Below are 17,908 nucleotides of genomic sequence, written 5' to 3'. Positions count from 1 at the left end.
TGGCGAGGCGGACGCGCTATCGCGGTGTGAAGGCGGCGGCCGTCGAGAAGCAATATAGCGATCGACGCAGTGGGCCAGGTAATACGCGGCTAAATGCCGACCAGGGATTTCACTGAGCTGAACGGAATTCAGCCCGAATGCGGCAGACGATCGCGGTAGGTGGAGCAAAGAAAAAGAGTCGCGCTCCATTCGAGTGCGACTCTTTTGTCATTGGGAACGTCCATTCAACCGCGCAGATTCGACACACATCGCTGCAGCACCTTGCGCAGCGTATCGACCGGGATTTCCGTTACTCCGTCCAGCATGGACGCTTCGAGCGCGTCGATCGCCGAATCGCATTCCCGCAGTACCCGACGCCCTTCGTCGGTCAGAAACAGATGAATCAGTCGACCGTGGGTAGGATGTCCCACGCGTCCGACCCAACCGTTGGCTTCCATCGTCTTGACAACTTCGTTGGCCGACTGCGGTGTGATGAACGAGCGTTCGGCGAGTTTCGCATTGGTCATCGCGCCGCTGGCGCTAATGACGGAGAGCGCGGTGAACTGAGGCAAGGTCAGCCCGAATTCACCCAGTACATCGATCAAACTGCGTTTGAGCAGGCGGTCGAGTTGGCCGACCACATAGGAAACGCGGGAAGGTGGCGCACCGGTTTTCGTTGAACCGGCCTGTTTGGCAAGGGGCGTTCGCCGCTTCTCCATTGTCTTGATCATTATCAGGTTGCCTTAGGTGTTTCTACCAGGCATATCATATTCTACTTTCAATATCAGGCATCCTGAGACTAGACTCATCATCAATTCCGGGGGCGCTGTGGGAAGGATTCTGATCAGTGGCGCAAGATCATTGTCAGAAATCTTCTCCTTCCCATGGCCGCTTCGTCGAAGAACGAAGCGTGGCTCGCCTCTGGCAATTCAATCAAAGGTGAAGGAGACGTCATGTCAAGTGTTGCTAATCGGTCGAGTGCGGTGGGCTCCAGTACTGCACTAACGTTGGCATTGTGCTTTCTCGTCGCGGTGTTGGAGGGTATCGACCTGCAGTCCACTGGCGTCGCGGCGCCTCGAATGGCGCACGAGTTCGGCTTGTCGGTCAGCCAGTTGGGGCTCGCTTTCAGCGCCGGCATGTTGGGGCTTTTGCCGGGCGCGATGATCGGTGGCAGACTCGCCGACCGGATCGGCCGCAAGCGCGTTCTGATGATCTCGATGGCGATTTTCGGCATCTTCTCGATTGCGACCGCGCAAGTCTGGAGTTTCGAAAGTCTGCTGATTGCTCGCGTGCTGACGGGCATCGGGCTCGGCGGCGCGATGCCGAACCTGATCGCGTTGTCGTCCGAGGCGGTCGAACCGCGTCACCGCAACACCGCGGTTAGCGTCATGTATTGCGGTATGCCGCTCGGCGGCGCGCTTGCCGCATTGATCGCCGTACTGAGCGCGGGTGCTACCGCGTGGCGTCATATCTTCTACGTGGGCGGAGCCGGACCGCTGATCATCATTCCGCTGCTGATGGCATTGCTGCCTGAGTCGCGCGAATTCGCCACCGAATCGCGAGAATTCACGACGGCGGACAAGCCGCTCCTTTCGACGCGTGAAGTCCTGTTCGGCGAGGGGCGCGCCGCCGCGACGATCGGTATCTGGATCAGCTTCTTCTGCACGCTGATCGTTCTTTACTTCCTGCTGAACTGGCTGCCTTCGTTGACCGTGGGGCGCGGCATGAGCCGTTCGCAGGCCGGGATTGCCCAGATCTTTTTCAACGTCGGCAGTGTGATCGGCGTGCTCGGCATCGGTCTGCTGATGGACCGCTTCAGACAAGGCCTGTCAGTCACGGCAATCTATGCGTGCATCGTCGGTGCATTGGTCGCGCTTTCGCAAGTCGCCAGCATCGAGACGCTGTCCGTTGCCGTGCTGTTTGCCGGAATGGGCGTCGTCGGTGCGCAGTCGATGCTGTATTCGCTGTCCGCCGCCAGCTATCCGACCAGCGTGCGTGGTACGGGAGTCGGCGCCGCGGTGGCGGTGGGACGCGTCGGCTCGATTGTCGGCCCCGTAGCCGCCGGGCAATTGCTTGCGATGGGAAAGAGCTCGGCGCTCGTCATCGGCGCGAGCGTGCCGGTGACGATCATCGCGGCGATTACGGCATTGCTCGTCATTCGCTCCAACGCCGCGAAACGCTAACTCTTCGTTGATGGACCCAACTGGCCCGGCGTTTTCGCGCCGGGCCATTTTTCATGCGTCATTCGTGATTCGTCGTGCCTCGGGCCCGCAGATCAAGCAACCGGACGGCGTTCTCCTTCAGAACGAGCGGCTTTACTTCGGGCTTGATGTCGAGCGTATCGAAGTCTTCGAGCCAGCGGTCCGGGCGGATCAGTGGGAAGTCGGACGCGAACAGCACCTTGTTGCGCAACAGCGTGTTCGCATACTTGACCAGCTCGGGCGAAAAGTACTTCGGCGACCAGCCCGACAGATCGATATACACGTTCGGCTTGTGCAGCGCGATCGACAGCGCCTGCTCCTGCCATGGCCAGGAGGGATGCGCGATCACGATCTTCATGTCGGGGAAGTCGGCGGCGACATCGTCGAGGTAGATCGGCTCCGAATACTTGAGGCGCAAACCGCCGCCGCCGCGCATGCCCGAGCCCATGCCCGAGTGTCCACTGTGAAAAACCGCCGGCAGCCGGTACTCGGCAATCACTTCGTAAAGCGGGTATGCCATGCGGTCGTTGGCGAAGAAACCCTGCATCGTGGGGTGAAACTTGAAACCGCGCACGCCGTGCTCCTCGATGAGCCGCCGCGCTTCGCGTGCGCCGAACTTGCCTTTGTGCGGATCGATGCTGGCGAACGCGATCATGATGTCGGAGTTTTTCTGCGCGAACTCCGCGACCTCTTCGTTCGAAATGCGACGGCGCCCGATGTTCGCTTCGCAGTCGACGGTAAACATCACGAAGCCGATATTGCGCTCCCGATAGTGCTCGATGGTTTCGGGAATGGTCGGGCGGCGCCCCTGTTTGAGCACAGTGCCGAAGTATTTGTCGGCGGCTTCGTCGAATTCTTTTGCAAACAGGTCCGGTGGTTGGCAGCACGACACCTCGGCATGCACGTGGGTGTCGATGGCCTTCAGTTGATCGATGTTCAATGGGGGTCTCCTATGTGTAATCAAAGCTGATGCGTCAGGCTGCGCGAAGATTGCGCACGCACGTCAACAGCAGGTTTTTCAGCATCTGTGAACCGTGTTCATCGATTTCGCCGAGCATCGATTGCTCGACCCTGTCGGCGGCACCGTCGCACTGAGCCAGCAATGTTTCGCCGGCCTTCGTCAGCGACAGCAGCCCGACGCGACGGTTGAACGGATCGGCCACGCGCGTCACCCATCCATTCGCTTCCATCGATTTGACGACCGCGCTGGCTGCTTGCGGCGTGATCAACGAGCGCTGCGCGAGCTGTGCGTTCGACGAACGTGCGCGCGCCCGCAGCACCGACAGCGCGGTGTATTGCGGCAACGTCAGACCATGCGAGGCAAGCGCTTCGGAAAGCTGCCGCGTGAGAATCTTGTCGAGCTGCCCGGCCAGGTAGCTGAGACGCACCGGAGCGGCAGCGTGCCTTCGATCGCGCAGGTTGCGCCGCGCCGTGGCGCGCGGTGTCGATTCAGACCCTGACGGCTTTCTCGTGATCGTCGGCATAGGCGGTTAGGGGTTTGTACCAAGACTTCGATATTGTACTTTACTTATCAGGTCGCCTGATATTAAATTGAGTTCAGGCCGCGAGGGCGGCATTGATACGGAGAAGCAGATGAGTTACGAAGGACGCTGGAAAACGGTCAAGGTCGCGGTCGAAGGCGGAATCGCCTGGGTCACGTTCAATCGTCCGGATAAGCGCAACGCGATGAGCCCGACGCTGAACAAGGAAATGATCGACGTTCTCGAGACGCTCGAACTCGACGCCGAAGCCCAGGTTCTCGTGTTGACCGGCGAAGGCAGCGCATGGACGGCCGGCATGGACCTGAAGGAATATTTCCGCGAAGTGGACGCGGGCCCGGACGTGCTGCAGGAGCGGATTCGCCGCGACGCGAGCCGCTGGCAATGGCAATTGCTGCGCATGTACTCGAAGCCGACCATCGCCATGGTCAACGGCTGGTGCTTCGGCGGCGGCTTCTCTCCGCTCGTCGCCTGCGATCTGGCGATCGCCGCGGACGAAGCCATGTTCGGCCTGTCCGAAATCAATTGGGGTATTCCGCCGGGCAACCTCGTGAGCAAGGCAATGGCCGATACCGTCGGTCATCGTGAAGCGCTGTACTACATCATGACGGGCGACACCTTCACGGGTCCGCAAGCCGCGAAGATGGGTTTGGTGAACAAAAGCGTGCCGCTCGCGCAACTGCGCGACGAAACGATCGCTCTCGCGGCGAAGCTGCTGAACAAGAACCCGGTCGTGCTGCGCAACGCGAAGCATGGCTTCAAGCGTTCGCGCGAACTCACGTGGGAGCAGAACGAAGACTACCTGTACGCGAAGCTCGACCAGGCGAACTATCGCGATCCGGAAGGCGGCCGCGAACAGGGCCTCAAGCAGTTCCTCGACGACAAGAGCATCAAGCCGGGCTTGCAGACCTACAAGCGCTAAGCGGCGCACTTCAGCAGGACGACTGAGGAGACGAACACATGCATCAAACTAACCTGTTGATTGGCGGCGCGAAACGTGCCGCCTCGAACGGCAAGACCTTCGAGCGCATCAATCCCGCGACGGGGGCGGTTGCCACCCGCGCCGCGGCGGCCACCGTCGAGGATGCCGATGCGGCCGTCGCCGCCGCGGCGCGCGCGTTCCCGGCATGGGCGGCGCTCACGCCTACCGAGCGACGCAGACGCCTGCTCGCCGCCGCCGAGCGCATGGACGCGCGCACGGCCGAGTTCATCGAGATCGGCGCGGCCGAAACGGGTGCGATGGCGAACTGGTACGGCTTTAACGTCATGCTCGCGGCCAACATGTTGCGCGAAGCCGCGGCAATGACGACGCAGATCGACGGCGCGGTGATTCCGTCCGACGTGCCGGGCAGCCTCGCAATGGCCGTGCGCCAGCCGTGCGGCGTCGTGCTTGGCATGGCGCCGTGGAACGCGCCCGTGATTCTCGCGACGCGCGCGCTCGCCATGCCGCTCGCGTGCGGCAACACGGTCGTGCTGAAGGCATCGGAAGGTTGTCCCGGCGTGCATGCGCTGATCGGCGAAGCGCTGAACGACGCGGGTCTCGGCGAAGGCGTCGTCAACGTGCTCACGCATGCGCCGGAAGACGCGCCCGCGATCGTCGAGCGTCTGGTCGCGAATCCTGCCGTGAAGCGTGTGAATTTCACCGGTTCGACGCGTGTCGGCCGCATCGTCGCCGAGCTGTCCGCGCGCCATCTGAAACCCGCGTTGCTCGAACTGGGCGGCAAGGCGCCGGTGCTCGTGCTCGACGACGCGGACCTCGACGCTGCCGTCGAGGGCATCGCGTTCGGCGCGTTCTTCAATCAAGGGCAGATCTGCATGTCGACGGAACGCGTGATCGTCGATCGCAAGGTTGCAGATGCGTTCGTCGAAAAGCTCGTCGCGAAAGCGCGCACGCTGAAGGCAGGCGATCCGACACAGCCGGGCTCGATCCTCGGCACGCTCGAGAGCGAAGCCGCCGCGCGGCGCATTCGCGCGCTGGTCGAAGACGCCCGCGAAAAGGGTGCGAAGCTGCCGCTCGGTTGCGAGGTGAAGGGCGCGATCATGCAGCCGGTGATCGTGGAGAACGTGACGCGCGAGATGAAGCTTTATGCCGATGAATCGTTCGGCCCCGTGGTGACGGTGCAGCGCGTGGACGGCGACGAAGAGGCGCTGACGGTCGCCAACGATAGCGAGTACGGCTTGTCGGCCGCCGTGTTCAGCCGCGATATCGCGCGCGCGATGAACGTCGCGAAACGCATCGAGTCGGGCATCTGCCACATCAACGGCCCGACCGTGCACGACGAGGCGCAGATGCCGTTCGGCGGCGTGAAGGCGAGTGGTTATGGGCGCTTCGGCAGCAAGGCGTCGATTCCCGAGTTCACCGAGTTGCGCTGGATCACGGTGCAGACGAGTCCACGTCATTATCCGATCTAGGCGTCGGCTCCCGGCCGCAACGATTGCGGCCACCCCATCCTTGCATGGAATGGCACAACCAGGAGACAGGTTTTGGAATCGGAGCACAGCCACGCAAGCTCTCTGGCGACCGGATACCGGAGCGTCGCCATCGGAGCGCCTTCAGCGCGGATCGAGAAACGCGGCGACTGCTGGTACCTCGAGACACTTGAACCTCTGGGTCGGTTTCCGCAGCGCTTTACGGACCGCCTGCTGAGCGGCGCACGCGCGCATCCCGACCGGCTGCTCGTCGCACGACGCGATGCCGGTGGCGCGTGGCAGGGCATCACGTATGCGCAGATGCTCGAGCGCGCGCGTGCGATCGGGCAGGCGCTGCTCGATCGCGATCTCAGCGCGGAACGCCCGTTGGTGATCCTGTCGGGCAACAGCGTCGAACATATGCAGCTCGCGCTCGGCGCGATGTGGGCGGGTATCGCTTATGCCCCCGTTTCGCCGGCCTATTCGTTGATGTCGGGCGATTACGGAAAGCTGCGCCATGTCCTCGAACTGCTCAAACCGGGTCTGGTCTACGCGGACGATATCGGCGCATACACAGCGGCGCTCGATGCCGCGCTGGGAAGCGACGTCGAACGTGTCAGCGCGGTGCCCGCGCCAAACGCGTCGAGAGTGACGCGCTTCGACGCATTGCTCGACACGGCCCCGCGCGACGTCGACGCTGCCAACGCGCGCGTGAACGGCGACACGATTGCGAAGTTCCTGTTCACGTCCGGCTCGACGAACCTGCCGAAAGCCGTGCCGACGACGCATCGCATGCTGGGCGCAAACCAGCAGATGCTGCTCGAAACCTTTCCGCAGTTTGGCATCGAGCCGCCGGTCCTCGTCGACTGGCTGCCGTGGAATCACACGTTCGGCGGCAGCCACAACGTCGGCATCGTGCTGTACAACGGCGGCACGCTCTATATCGACGACGGCAAACCCGTGGCCGGCAAATTCGACGAGACGCTGCGCAATCTGCGTGAGGTCGCGCCGACCATCTACTTCAACGTGCCGAAGGGTTGGGAAGAACTGACCATCGCGCTGGAAAAGGATGCGGCGCTGCGCGAGCGGTTTTTCTCGCGCGTGAAGATGTATTTCTTCGCGGGCGCCGGTCTGTCGCAGGCGGCGTGGGAGCGTCTCGAGCGCGTAACGCTCGAACATTGCGGAGAACGCATCCGCATCATGGCCGGGCTCGGCATGACCGAGACCGCGCCGTCGTGTCTGTTCACGACGGGACCGGTATCGTGCGCCGGCTATATCGGCTTGCCGCCGCCCGGGTGCCAGGCCAAGGTCGCGCCCGTCGATGACAAATTCGAAGCGCGCTTTCGCGGCCCTCACGTGATGGGCGGTTACTGGCGAGCATCGCCGGCGCTTCAGAGCAGCGTGTTCGACAATGAAGGCTACTACCGCACAGGAGACGCCGTGCGTTTCGTCGACCCGCAACGTCCCGAACTGGGCCTGATGTTCGATGGCCGCATTGCGGAGGACTTCAAGCTTGCGTCGGGAACGTTCGTCAGCGTCGGGCCGATGCGCGCGCGCATCATCAGCGAAGGGGCGCCCTACGTTCAGGATGCCGTCATTACGGGGATGAATCGCGACGAAGTGGGCGCGATGATTTTTCCGCGCCTCGACGCGTGTCGCTCGTTGGCGGGTTCGCCCGCGGACGCGAGCGCCGAGGACGTGCTCAACACGGCCGCCGTGCGCGACTTCTTCAGCGAGCTCGTCGCGCGGCTGAATCGGAGTGCGACGGGCAGTGCCTCGTTCATTGCCCGCATGCACCTGCTGAGCGTGCCGCCGTCGCTCGACCTCGGCGAGATCACCGACAAAGGCTCGATCAATCAGCGCGCCGTGCTCCAGCACCGGGCCGCGCACGTGGAAGCAATGCACGAAGCCGACGTCGCCGACGCGACCGTGATCCATGCGCGCAGAGGCAGCTAGTCCAGGGACAGGAACAAATGACGTTGACTTATAAGGCGCCGCTGCGCGACATGCGCTTCGTGATGGACGAGTGGCTCGACGCCACTTCGTGGTGGCGCGACGTGCCCGACTGGCAAGACCTCGACTCGCAGACCGCGCAGCAGGTGCTCGAGGAAGCGGCGCGTTTCGTCGAGGAGCGCATCGCGCCGCTCAACGCGAGCGCCGATCTCGAAGGATGTCGTTTCGACGCGGGCAAGGTGACGACGCCCGCGGGCTTTCGCGAGTCCTACGCGGAATTCGTCGAAGCGGGTTGGCCGACATTATCGCTCGACACCGGGCACGGCGGACAGGGCCTGCCGCAGCTTCTCGACGTCGCACTTCAGGAAATGCTCGCGGGCGCCAACCATGCATGGTTGATGTCGCCCGGGCTCACGCATGGCGCGACGGCATGCTTGCAGACGTATGGCAGCGAACGCGTGAAAAAGGCATTGCTGCCGAAAGTCGCGAGTGGTGAGTGGCTATCGACGATGTGTCTGACCGAGCCCCAGGCCGGCAGCGATGTCGGCCTGATCCGTTCGCGCGCGACTGAAGCACCGGGCACCGACGGGTATTTCATCGACGGCAGCAAGATCTTTATCAGCGGCGGCGCGCACGATCTGACGGAGAACATCGTTCATCTGGTGCTCGCTCGAGTGCCCGATGCGCCGCCCGGCACGAAAGGGTTGTCGCTGTTCGTCGTGCCGGAATGGCTGGAAGACGGCGACGGTGGGCGCTCGTGCAATGGTGTCTATTGCGAAGGCATCGAAAAGAAAATGGGCCTGAAAGGCAGCCCGACCTGCACGATGCGCTTCGAACGCGCATTCGGCTGGCTCGTCGGTGAAGCGCATCGCGGTCTCGCGTGCCTGTTCGTGATGATGAACGCGGCGCGGCTGCAGGTTGCGATGCAGGGCCTCGGGCATGCGCACACCGCGTGGCAACGCGCGCACGCTTACGCGCAGGAACGCGCGCAGATGCGTGCAGTGAGCGTGCCGCCCGGTGCGAACGTCGCACCGGGGAAGGCTGCGCCGATTGCGTTTCATCCGGCCATGCGGCGGATTCTGATGGAGCTGCGCGCAATCGTCGAAGGCGAGCGCGCGATCGGTTACTGGACCGCGCATTGGCTCGACGTCGCCGCACGTCATGCCGATGCCGCCGAACGGGAACAGGCGGCGCAGCTCGCATCGCTGTTGACTCCGATTGCAAAGGCGTTTTTTACGGCCAACGGTTTTGGCGCCGCATCGAACGCGCTGCAGGTGTTCGGCGGCTACGGCTACATCCACGAGTACGGCATTGAACAGACGTTGCGCGATAGTCGCGTGTCGATGTTGTACGAAGGCACCAACGAAATTCAGGCGATCGATCTGCTGATTCGGAAGGTGCTGCCCGATGGGGCGGTGGCGTTCGATGTGCTGCTTCGCCACGTGCGCGCGGAAGCGCGGCTGTGCCAGGAGTCCGATCCGCCGGTTCGTGCCGCCGGCGCGAAGCTCGCAGAGCTAGCACAGACAGTGGAGAGCACGACACGGTCGATCAAGGCACGCCACGCGCAAGACCCGGAGACGGCCTACCGGGTCGCGGACGACTATCTCGCGATGCTTGGCTGGATGCTGCTGGCGTTCGCATGGGCGCGCACGCTGCGAATTGCGACGCCGCAATGCGAGGCGGAAACGTTCTATGTGGAGAAGCGGGAGACGGGCCGCTTCTTCTTCGACTACCCGCTCGCGGCCTTCGCTTATCGCCGCAGCCTCGTTGAAGCCGGGTGCGAGGCAACGCTGCCGTACGTTTGAAAGTCAGCTTGAGCAACACCTGCCTGATCAATACCGCTCGGCCACGTATTTAAACGGATAGTCTGGTTCCTTGTATCCGTCGGGCTTTTGCCGTTTCGGCAGCGAGACCTTCTTGCGGGCAGGCTGCTTGTACGGAATCCTCTGAAGCATGTCGCTGATGATGTTCAGTCGCGCGCGCCGCTTGTCGTTTGAATTCGCTATGAACCACGAAGCATAGTCGGTGTCCGACGCCGCGAGCATCTCATCGCGGGCACGCGAGTAGTCATACCATCGGCTATAGGATTTCAGGTCCATCTCGGTCAGTTTCCAGATCTTGCGACCGTCGTGGATGCGTGCCTCGAGACGTCGGGTCTGTTCCTCGGGGCTGACCTCGAGCCAGTACTTGAGCAGGATGACCCCGGATTCGACGATCGCCCGCTCGACGAGCGGCACGGCCTTGAAGAACGTCTGCACGTCCGCCTCGGAGCAGAAACCCATCACGCGCTCGACGCCCGCGCGGTTGTACCAACTGCGGTCGAAAATGACGACCTCGCCCGCGGCCGGCAAGTGCGGCACGTAGCGCTGCACATACATCTGGCTTTTTTCACGTTCGCTAGGCGCGGGCAATGCAACGACGCGGAAGACGCGCGGACTGACGCGCTCGGTCATCGCCTTGATCGTGCCGCCTTTGCCCGCGCCGTCACGTCCCTCGAAGACGACGCAGACCTTGCTTCCCGTTTGCACGACCCATTCCTGCAGCTTGACGAGCTCCACATGCAGATCGAAAAGCGCCTTGCGATATTCCTTGTACGACAGCGCCCTGTCTTGCTCGGGCTGCTCGTTTTCCGACTTCGTTTTGGCCATTATCTTCTCCCCAGCGCGGACTGTTCCAGCGTACTACGCAATGATCCATTCCCACGGTAGAGCGCGACGCGAAGCAGGGCCATACGACCTTGGTCCAATATCGCCGGTACAGGGCGCGCAGTATGATGCGGGCGTCTGCTCGCGCCTGCCCGATCCGACTGTCCTCGTCGCACCTCATCCGTATGCCAGCAAAGGGCGGGCTCGGTTCACGTCATCGCCACGGGAGGCCTCATGGATGCCACGGGTCACACGGAGCAGGAAAACGTCGGCGATAGGGAGCCGGTTCTCGATGTCGTCGATCGGGTGTGCGAGTCATGTTTCGGCCTCTTCATGGCGCTGACGTTCGTCGGCACCGTCTCGGCCGTCGGCGCGGGTGCCGACGCGGGGCACAAGATGTTCTACACCGCGCTCGGCTGCAATCTCGCATGGGGCCTCGCGGACGCGGTGATGTTCCTCGTGCGTACGCTGGTGGCTCGCGGCAGGCGTGTGACGCTTGCCCATTCCGTGCGAGGCCAGCCGAATGCGGCCGCGGGCGTTCGGACGCTTCGCGACGCAATGGCCGCGTGGCTCAGACCGTTGATCGGCGATACGGAGCTCGAGTCCATTCGCAGGCGTCTTGGGGCGCGGCCGGATCTGCCGCAGCGGGCAGTATTCGTGCGCGACGATTTCACCGCCGCCGCGGCTATCTTTGTGCTCGTAGTAGCCGCAACATTCCCGGTCGCGCTGCCCTTCGTGCTGTTCGCGAACGTTCCGACAGCGCTGATCGTCTCCCGTGTCTTGACTATCGCGATGTTATTCGGCAGCGGCATGGCGCTGGGGCATTACGCGGGATTTCGCGGCTGGCAGGCCGGCCTTGCGATGGCGGCGGTCGGCGTCCTGCTCACCGTGGCGATCATCGCGCTCGGCGGATGATCGATGTCCTCCCGGCCAGGCAGCCTCGCTGGCTTCGCGTTTCATTCATCATCGACACCGCGCTTCCTGTAAGACCAAGGTCCGATTCCGCAGCGGTTTCAGCGTGACATCATGTATCTGCAAGCGTTGTAGTCGTCGCATCCGGATACCGAAGAAAATCGACGCGCGGCGATGGCATTGATGGTTCCTTGGGCGGCTATGCCGCTTCACGGCGGAGAAAAAAGATCGAGGCTTCCAGCCATCAGGACTGGCGACTCGGATCGTAACCAGAACGGAGTCGATAGTGAACAGACGGAACTTTGTGCACACGCTCGCGCTTACATCCATGGCCGCGAGTCTGGCTTTGGCGGGTTGCACGACGACCGGAGGCAGTGGCCAGAGCGCCACTACCGACGCCGCCAAACGGCAGGAGATCGACGCGGCCGTGAACGGTGCGCTGTCGAAATTGTTCGATACGGTGCAAGGCTCGCACGAGCTCGTATCGAAGGCGCAGGGCGTGTTGGTGTTTCCTTCGGTGAGGAAGGCGGCGTTCATCGTCGGTGGCGAGTACGGTGAAGGGGCATTGCGCGTCGGCGGAGCGACGGTCGGCTATTACAGTACCGCCGCGGCATCGTTCGGATTGCAGGCCGGCGCGCAGTCGACCGCCGTGTTCTTCCTGTTCATGACGAAAGATTCGCTCGAGAAATTCCGCAATGCGAAGGGCTGGGCGGTGGGCGTCGATGCTTCGGTTTCACTGCTGAAAGTCGGCGCTACCGGCGCGGTCGATACCACGTCGGCGACCGCCGAGGTCATCGCGATGGTCTTGACCAATACGGGCCTAATGGCAGACCTGTCGCTGGCCGGCACCAAGGTTACGCGCATGAATCTGTAACAGGGCGCGGCAAGCAGCGGCATTCGATCGAATCGTCATGGCGCTGTCACACGGTGGCGCGTCTATCGCGTGTTGCGCGGTTTCGTTACAGCGAGGCCGCGCGACACGCTACGCGTGCCTTGGCACGGCGACGCGCAGCGGATAGTTTTTGGCGGACTCACCCCTTAGCCTCCCTATCATCCCTCCCGTTGTTCCCACGAAACGCTGCGAGTCAGATGCGCTCGCGACTCGCAGCGACGCTGCCTGTAATCTGCACTGACCTCCTGTTTATTCAATACCGGTAGAAAAGACGAAGCCGAAACACGCGTTCTCGCCGCGCTGCTGCGTTTAGTCATCTGCCGGGCATAATTTTATTTTTTTGTGATCGATGAATGCAAATGATTCGCACTGGAATGGCGGGCGGTAAAAGCGTTGACTTGCGTCAAGAAATATCGCCGGCAAATTAATTAAATTGGAGAATTAGCGTTGGCTATACCTGCTGACTCCGTGATTCGCGATGCATGAAAGCTTTACGGTTGGAAGTTTTCATCTGAAAGCGCTATCTCGCCGGGCTTCACGGGCTAGTGCAAATCCGTCACGGGGCAGGGGAACATTGCGGCTCTACGGCGACGTTGCCAGTTTGCTAACTTTCCTGTGCGTGCAAACGGACGGCACGGACACTGCCCCGCCCGGCAAAAATTAACTGCCTAACAAACTCTGTCGCCATTTTCCGATTGATGGCGGACAACGCATAACACTATTGAGTAGTTTCCCGAGTAAGCGGCATAAATTAAGGTAACTCTTCGGTAAGTTATTCTGGATAGCCTATACTGACTTCCAGCCACCAGGCGTGCGAAGTACCGATTGTGAAGTCGATTATGCGGTTCGAAGCCCAAAGATAAAGACGTCGCAGTTGTACGGAATCCGTTCGCACTGGACCCGGAGGTGCCAATGATTAATCTGATCGTATACGGCAGACACCTGGCGATCGGGGTAGCGGGAATTCTCACGGCGCTGCACGCGCAACCGCGCCACATGGGTCAATGCGGCCCGTCACAGATCGACAATGCGCGCAACGACGGTCCTCCACTATCCGGGCACGACCGTTCCCGACAGTTTTCACCGAGGCATCACCGGTTTCAGCGCGCTCGCAGTATCTCCGGCGTGTCGAGCCGACAGAGTACCCGCGATACCCGCGAGCCGCCGTACGCGTTGCCGGCATGGCGGCGCTATGTCGCCGCTTGCGCGTCGTGGCTGCGAGGCGAAGGCGATAGCAGCACGCGGCGCATCCTCGACGCGAGCATGCCGCTGTGCGAGACGCTCGAAATGTTGCCGGTTCCGATCGTCACGGTCGACCAGCGGGACCAGATCATCTTCGCGAACGCGCGGGCGGCGCAACTGTTCGGCTACACGAGGGAAGAGCTGATCGGCGCGCCGACCGCCAAGCTGTTTCCGATCGACGGCATCAATGCCGATCGGTCGGGCCCAGGCAATCGTGGCGCGAAGATACAAATCCCCGCCGTCACAACCACGCAGATTCTGATCGCGCGGCGGCGCGATGGCGGCGGCTTTCACGCGGAGGCGCAAACCACGCGATGCCGCGTGCACGATCAGGAATTGCGGATCACCGCGATATCGGATTGCAGTGCGTGCGGCGAAGTCGATGGAAATACGAGGGATCTCGCGCATCTCGCGCGCGTTTCTTCATTGGGCGAACTCGCCGGATCGCTTGCGCACGAGTTGAAGCAGCCGCTTACCGCGATCCTGTTCAACGCGCAAGCCGCACGCAAATTCATGGATGCGGAGACGACCAACGTAGTGGAGCTGCGCGAAGCGCTCGAAGACATCGTGGCCGACAATTGCCGCGCGAACGAGGTGCTGCAAAGGATTCGCGCATTGGTGCGCAAAGGCGATGTCGAGTTGCAGTTGCTGGACGTCGGCAACGTCGTGCGCGACATCGCGACGCTCGTGCACAGCGATGCGTTGACGCGCAGCGTGCGCACGAGCTTCGACATTCCGAACAATCTGGCGCTGATTTGCGGCGACAAGGTTCAGCTTCAGCAGGTGATCCTGAACCTGCTGCTCAACGCTTTCGACGCGGTCAAGGATTGCCCTGCCGCGGACCGCCTCGTCGAAACGACAGCGCGTGAGGAAGCGGACGGACTGATACGGATAACGGTAAAAGATCGCGGCCAGGGCCTCGACGTCGACAGCATGGAAAGGATTTTCCGGCCATTTTTCACCACCAAACCGCAGGGGCTCGGACTGGGTCTTTCGATCAGCCGCACGATCGTCACGGCGCACCGCGGCCGGCTGTGGGCGGAAAACAACGAGGGCAAAGGGGCATCGTTTCACGTCACGCTTCCCGTCGCGACCGATATCCGACAGAGACTCGTGCCCCGATCATCATGAACCAGACCAACACTCGCGTCTTCATCGTCGACGACGACGACAGCGTGCGCAGCGCGCTCGCCCGCTTGCTGCGCGCCTCCGGCTACCAGGTCGAATGCTTCGACAGTCCTGAGGCCTTTCTCGAACGAGCCGATCTGACGAGCATGCCAGCCTGCCTCGTTCTCGATCTGCAGATGCCGGGCATGACGGGACTCGAAGTGCAGCGCAAGCTCGATCAACTGCTGCCGATCGTATTCCTGACCGGGCACGGCGACATCGGCTCGAGCGTCGACGCGATGAAAGGCGGAGCGGTCGACTTTCTGCCCAAGCCGGTGCGCGACTCGCTGTTGCTCGCCGCGGTGGATCGCGCGCTCGCGCGCGCGTGTGTGGAAAGCAGGCGGCGCCACGAACGCGAGGAAATAGAAGAGCGGATGCGGCATCTGACACGCCGCGAACGCGAAGTCATGGAACTCGTCGTGACTGGCCGCCTGAACAAACAGGTTGCGAGCGATCTGGGCGCGGCCGAAAAAACGATCAAGATTCATCGGGCCCGCGTGATGGAGAAGATGAAGGCCCGATCGATCGTCGACCTCGTTCATCTGGTGCGCAAGGGCGGCGTTTGTACGGCCGACGAAGAATAATCGCCCGAACCAGGCGCCGACTCCCGCGTTGCGCCGCCACTTTCAGCGGCGCTGGCCGACACCGCTAGTGGACCAAAGTCTTATATCTCATCGGGGTTTCAACCAGTACGCTAAGGCATCAGTGGTCCACTTTCCGGAGCGACTGCGCGTTCGCGCTGTCATATGGTCAACCCTAACCAATTTGTTGCGGTGGTCGACGATGACGAGTCGGTGTGCCGAGCCATCAAGCGTTTGCTGCATTCCGAAGGTATCAGGGCGGAGACGTTTTGCAGCGGTGACGAGTTCTTGAATGCGCTTGTGTCAATTCCGTCGTATCGGCCTGCCTGCGTGATTCTGGACGTCCAGATGCCGGGAACCAACGGCCTGGAAGTCCAGCGTCAGCTCGCGCAAATGGGCGTGCCGGTCATCGTGATTACCGCCTATGACGATCTCTCCGTCCGCCAGAGCGCGCTCGCGGCCGGTGCGGCCGCGTATCTGCGCAAGCCTTTCACCAGCGCGATTCTGTTCAAGGCGGTCGAGGTGGCCATCGGCGGTCCGCCGACACCCTGAACGCGCGTCTTCGCGCCGGATGATATGAGACCAAGGTCCGATTGTCGCCGTTTCTTCGGACCACCAAACTGAACTCAGTCAACGCGTCGAACCGAACGCCGGCTGCGCCGCACCGAATTCGAAACCGGACAGGTTGCGGCGCGTGCGTGCGTTTGCGCGTGCGATGCGCCGCGCGGAGTGCGGCAGCGTTCAAGGATAAAAGCGGGAGCGCACGTAATGAAGTCAATTTCGGTTTGTCTCGCGATTCTTCTCGGTACCGCTGCGATGCAGGTGGGCGCGGCGGACTTCGACGGCAGCAAGCGGCTGATCTGTGCGACGATCGACGCGCACGCCTGCGATCCGGGCATCGCCTGCACGCGCGCGTTGCCCGCGGATCTCGGTCTGCCGAAATTCCTGACTCTCGATTTCGGCAAACGCGCGGTCGTCGGTCCCGCGCGCACGACGCCGATGCTGTCGGTCACCAAGGAGGCGGATCAACTCCTGATCCTCGGCAATGAGTTGGGCTTTGGCTGGACGCTGGTCGTCGATTCGACGGACGGCGAGATGACGCTGACGATCGCCAACAGAAACGATGCCTTCGTGCTGTTCGGCAACTGCACGCCTTTGTGATCAGGCGGAGTGCGCGATGAAAACCGTACCCGTGTCCCTGGCCTCGCCGCGGCCACATTCTCGCGGCGCTCTCCCATTGCTCGCCGTCGTCGCGGCGCTGACGCTGCTCACGTTGCTCGCGTCGTGCAAGAAGGCGCCACCGCCGCCGGTCGTCGCCGCGCCGGAAGTGACCGTGATGACAGTGACGCAACAGGACACGCCGGTCGACTTCGAATTTACCGCGCAAACGCAGAGTTCGCGTGAAGTCGAGATCCGCTCGCGGGTGGACGGCTTCCTCGACAAGCGCATGTACACCGAAGGCGCGTTGGTCAAGACGGGACAAACGATGTTCCAGATGGACCGCAAGCCGTTCGAGGCCGCGCTGCGGACCGCGAAAGGGCAACTGGCCCAGCAGCAGGCGCGTCTCGAAGTCGCCAAGGCCAATCTCGCGCGCGTGGTGCCGTTGGCGGCGCAGAACGCGTTGAGCAAGAAGGATCTCGACGACGCGGTCGGCAACGAGAAGCAGAGCGCCGCCGCGGTGATCGCCGCCCAGGGCGAAGTCGACACCGCACTGCTGAACCTCGGCTACACGACGATCAAGTCTCCGCTGAACGGCCTGTCGAGCTTCGCGCGTCAGCAGGACGGCAGCTACGTGACGGCCACCTCGAACGGCTTGCTGACCTACGTGTATCAGCTCGATCCGATGTGGGTGAACTTCAGCATCTCCGAGAACGAAATGCTGAAGTACCGCGACGACATCGCGGCAGGACGATTGAGGTTTCCCGCGCACAACGAATTCGTCGTGCATCTGATTCTCGCCGATGGCTCGCCCTATGCCGAGCAAGGCCAGATCGACTTCGCCAACCCGGCGTTCAACACCGAAACGGGAACCTTCCTCGTGCGCGCGACTTTCGAAAACCCGAAGGGCACGTTGCGCCCCGGCCAGTTCGTGCGGGCCCGCGTTTCCGGCGCGATCCGGCCCAATGCGACGCTCGTGCCGCAGCGCGCGGTGTTGCAGGGCGCGAAGAGCCACTTCGTGTGGGTCGTCGGTAACGATTCGAAGGCGCATCAGCGGGTCGTCGAAGTCGGCGACTGGCAGGGCGATAACTGGTTCGTTTCCGACGGACTCAAGGCGGGCGAGCGCATCGTCGTGGACGGCGCACAGCGCGTCACCGCCGATTCGCAGTTGAAGATCATCAAAACCCTGGCGGCCGGCGGGAAAGGCACGGCGGCGGTGGCGACCGCTGCATCGCAAGGCGCCGCGGCAGCGCCCGCCGCCGAGTGACGG

Annotated in this window: 16 protein-coding genes; 12 read left to right on the top strand and 4 right to left on the bottom strand. The window is 62.4% G+C overall.

Annotated elements, in window-relative coordinates:
* Nucleotides 1-224: 224 nt before the first annotated feature.
* Complete coding sequence (locus HDG37_RS24840) at nucleotides 225-710, bottom strand: MarR family transcriptional regulator (protein ID WP_184052145.1); 486 nt, start codon at nucleotides 708-710, stop codon at nucleotides 225-227.
* A 222-nt stretch (nucleotides 711-932) separates the two neighbouring features.
* Here HDG37_RS24840 and mhpT point away from each other — a divergent pair, with 222 nt between their 5' ends.
* Nucleotides 933-2,162 (top strand): 3-(3-hydroxy-phenyl)propionate transporter MhpT, encoded by a 1,230-nt coding sequence (gene mhpT, locus HDG37_RS24835; protein WP_184052143.1) that lies wholly within the window; start codon nucleotides 933-935, stop codon nucleotides 2,160-2,162.
* 58 nt (nucleotides 2,163-2,220) lie between these two features.
* On the opposite strand, the gene HDG37_RS24830 is transcribed toward mhpT, so the two are convergent.
* The gene (locus HDG37_RS24830) at nucleotides 2,221-3,120 is read right to left on the bottom strand and encodes an amidohydrolase family protein (protein WP_184052141.1); all 900 of its coding nucleotides are present in this window, start codon (nucleotides 3,118-3,120) and stop codon (nucleotides 2,221-2,223) included.
* A 34-nt stretch (nucleotides 3,121-3,154) separates the two neighbouring features.
* On the bottom strand, nucleotides 3,155-3,568 hold the full coding sequence (locus HDG37_RS24825; protein ID WP_311541567.1) for a MarR family transcriptional regulator: 414 nt from the start codon (nucleotides 3,566-3,568) through the stop codon (nucleotides 3,155-3,157).
* A 205-nt stretch (nucleotides 3,569-3,773) separates the two neighbouring features.
* On the opposite strand from HDG37_RS24825, the gene HDG37_RS24820 reads away from it, so the two are divergent.
* The 4 genes from HDG37_RS24820 (at nucleotide 3,774) to HDG37_RS24805 (ending at nucleotide 9,846) form a co-directional block, all read left to right on the top strand.
* Nucleotides 3,774-4,601 carry a p-hydroxycinnamoyl CoA hydratase/lyase gene (locus HDG37_RS24820; protein WP_184052136.1) on the top strand — a complete coding sequence of 276 codons (828 nt, stop codon included), beginning with the start codon at nucleotides 3,774-3,776 and terminating at the stop codon, nucleotides 4,599-4,601.
* 38 nt (nucleotides 4,602-4,639) lie between these two features.
* Nucleotides 4,640-6,091 carry an aldehyde dehydrogenase gene (locus tag HDG37_RS24815; protein WP_184052133.1) on the top strand — a complete coding sequence of 484 codons (1,452 nt, stop codon included), beginning with the start codon at nucleotides 4,640-4,642 and terminating at the stop codon, nucleotides 6,089-6,091.
* A gap of 72 nt (nucleotides 6,092-6,163) precedes the next feature.
* Entirely contained in the window at nucleotides 6,164-8,044 is a 1,881-nt protein-coding gene (locus HDG37_RS24810; protein WP_184052132.1) for a feruloyl-CoA synthase, read from the top strand.
* Nucleotides 8,045-8,061: 17 nt separating this feature from the next.
* Complete coding sequence (locus HDG37_RS24805) at nucleotides 8,062-9,846, top strand: acyl-CoA dehydrogenase family protein (protein WP_184052130.1); 1,785 nt, start codon at nucleotides 8,062-8,064, stop codon at nucleotides 9,844-9,846.
* Nucleotides 9,847-9,873: 27 nt separating this feature from the next.
* Here HDG37_RS24805 and ppk2 read toward each other — a convergent pair whose 3' ends face one another.
* Nucleotides 9,874-10,689, bottom strand: a complete 816-nt coding sequence (gene ppk2 / locus HDG37_RS24800) for a polyphosphate kinase 2 (RefSeq protein WP_184052128.1) — start codon at nucleotides 10,687-10,689, stop codon at nucleotides 9,874-9,876.
* A gap of 231 nt (nucleotides 10,690-10,920) precedes the next feature.
* Between ppk2 and HDG37_RS24795 the strand changes: the two genes are divergently transcribed.
* From HDG37_RS24795 to HDG37_RS24765, 7 genes are all read left to right on the top strand, one after another.
* Complete coding sequence (locus HDG37_RS24795; RefSeq protein ID WP_184052127.1) at nucleotides 10,921-11,601, top strand: hypothetical protein; 681 nt, start codon at nucleotides 10,921-10,923, stop codon at nucleotides 11,599-11,601.
* Between the two features lie 283 nt (nucleotides 11,602-11,884).
* The gene (locus HDG37_RS24790; protein ID WP_409260243.1) at nucleotides 11,885-12,472 is read left to right on the top strand and encodes a YSC84-related protein; all 588 of its coding nucleotides are present in this window, start codon (nucleotides 11,885-11,887) and stop codon (nucleotides 12,470-12,472) included.
* A 930-nt stretch (nucleotides 12,473-13,402) separates the two neighbouring features.
* Nucleotides 13,403-14,863, top strand: a complete 1,461-nt coding sequence (locus HDG37_RS24785) for a PAS domain-containing sensor histidine kinase (protein WP_184052125.1) — start codon at nucleotides 13,403-13,405, stop codon at nucleotides 14,861-14,863.
* On the top strand, nucleotides 14,860-15,483 hold the full coding sequence (locus HDG37_RS24780) for a response regulator transcription factor (protein WP_018424532.1): 624 nt from the start codon (nucleotides 14,860-14,862) through the stop codon (nucleotides 15,481-15,483). The genes HDG37_RS24785 and HDG37_RS24780 overlap by 4 nt, the downstream gene beginning before the upstream one ends.
* A gap of 162 nt (nucleotides 15,484-15,645) precedes the next feature.
* The gene (locus HDG37_RS24775; protein ID WP_184052123.1) at nucleotides 15,646-16,032 is read left to right on the top strand and encodes a response regulator transcription factor; all 387 of its coding nucleotides are present in this window, start codon (nucleotides 15,646-15,648) and stop codon (nucleotides 16,030-16,032) included.
* 216 nt (nucleotides 16,033-16,248) lie between these two features.
* Nucleotides 16,249-16,641, top strand: coding sequence for a hypothetical protein (locus HDG37_RS24770; RefSeq protein WP_184052121.1), 393 nt, complete (start codon nucleotides 16,249-16,251; stop codon nucleotides 16,639-16,641).
* Nucleotides 16,642-16,657: 16 nt separating this feature from the next.
* Nucleotides 16,658-17,905 carry an efflux RND transporter periplasmic adaptor subunit gene (locus tag HDG37_RS24765; RefSeq protein ID WP_184052119.1) on the top strand — a complete coding sequence of 416 codons (1,248 nt, stop codon included), beginning with the start codon at nucleotides 16,658-16,660 and terminating at the stop codon, nucleotides 17,903-17,905.
* Nucleotides 17,906-17,908: the final 3 nt, after the last annotated feature.

Origin of the sequence: Paraburkholderia sp. MM5384-R2, from assembly GCF_014201025.1 — a bacterium.
Taxonomy (GTDB): domain Bacteria; phylum Pseudomonadota; class Gammaproteobacteria; order Burkholderiales; family Burkholderiaceae; genus Paraburkholderia; species Paraburkholderia tuberum.
This window is presented reverse-complemented; position numbering and strand designations above follow the sequence as displayed.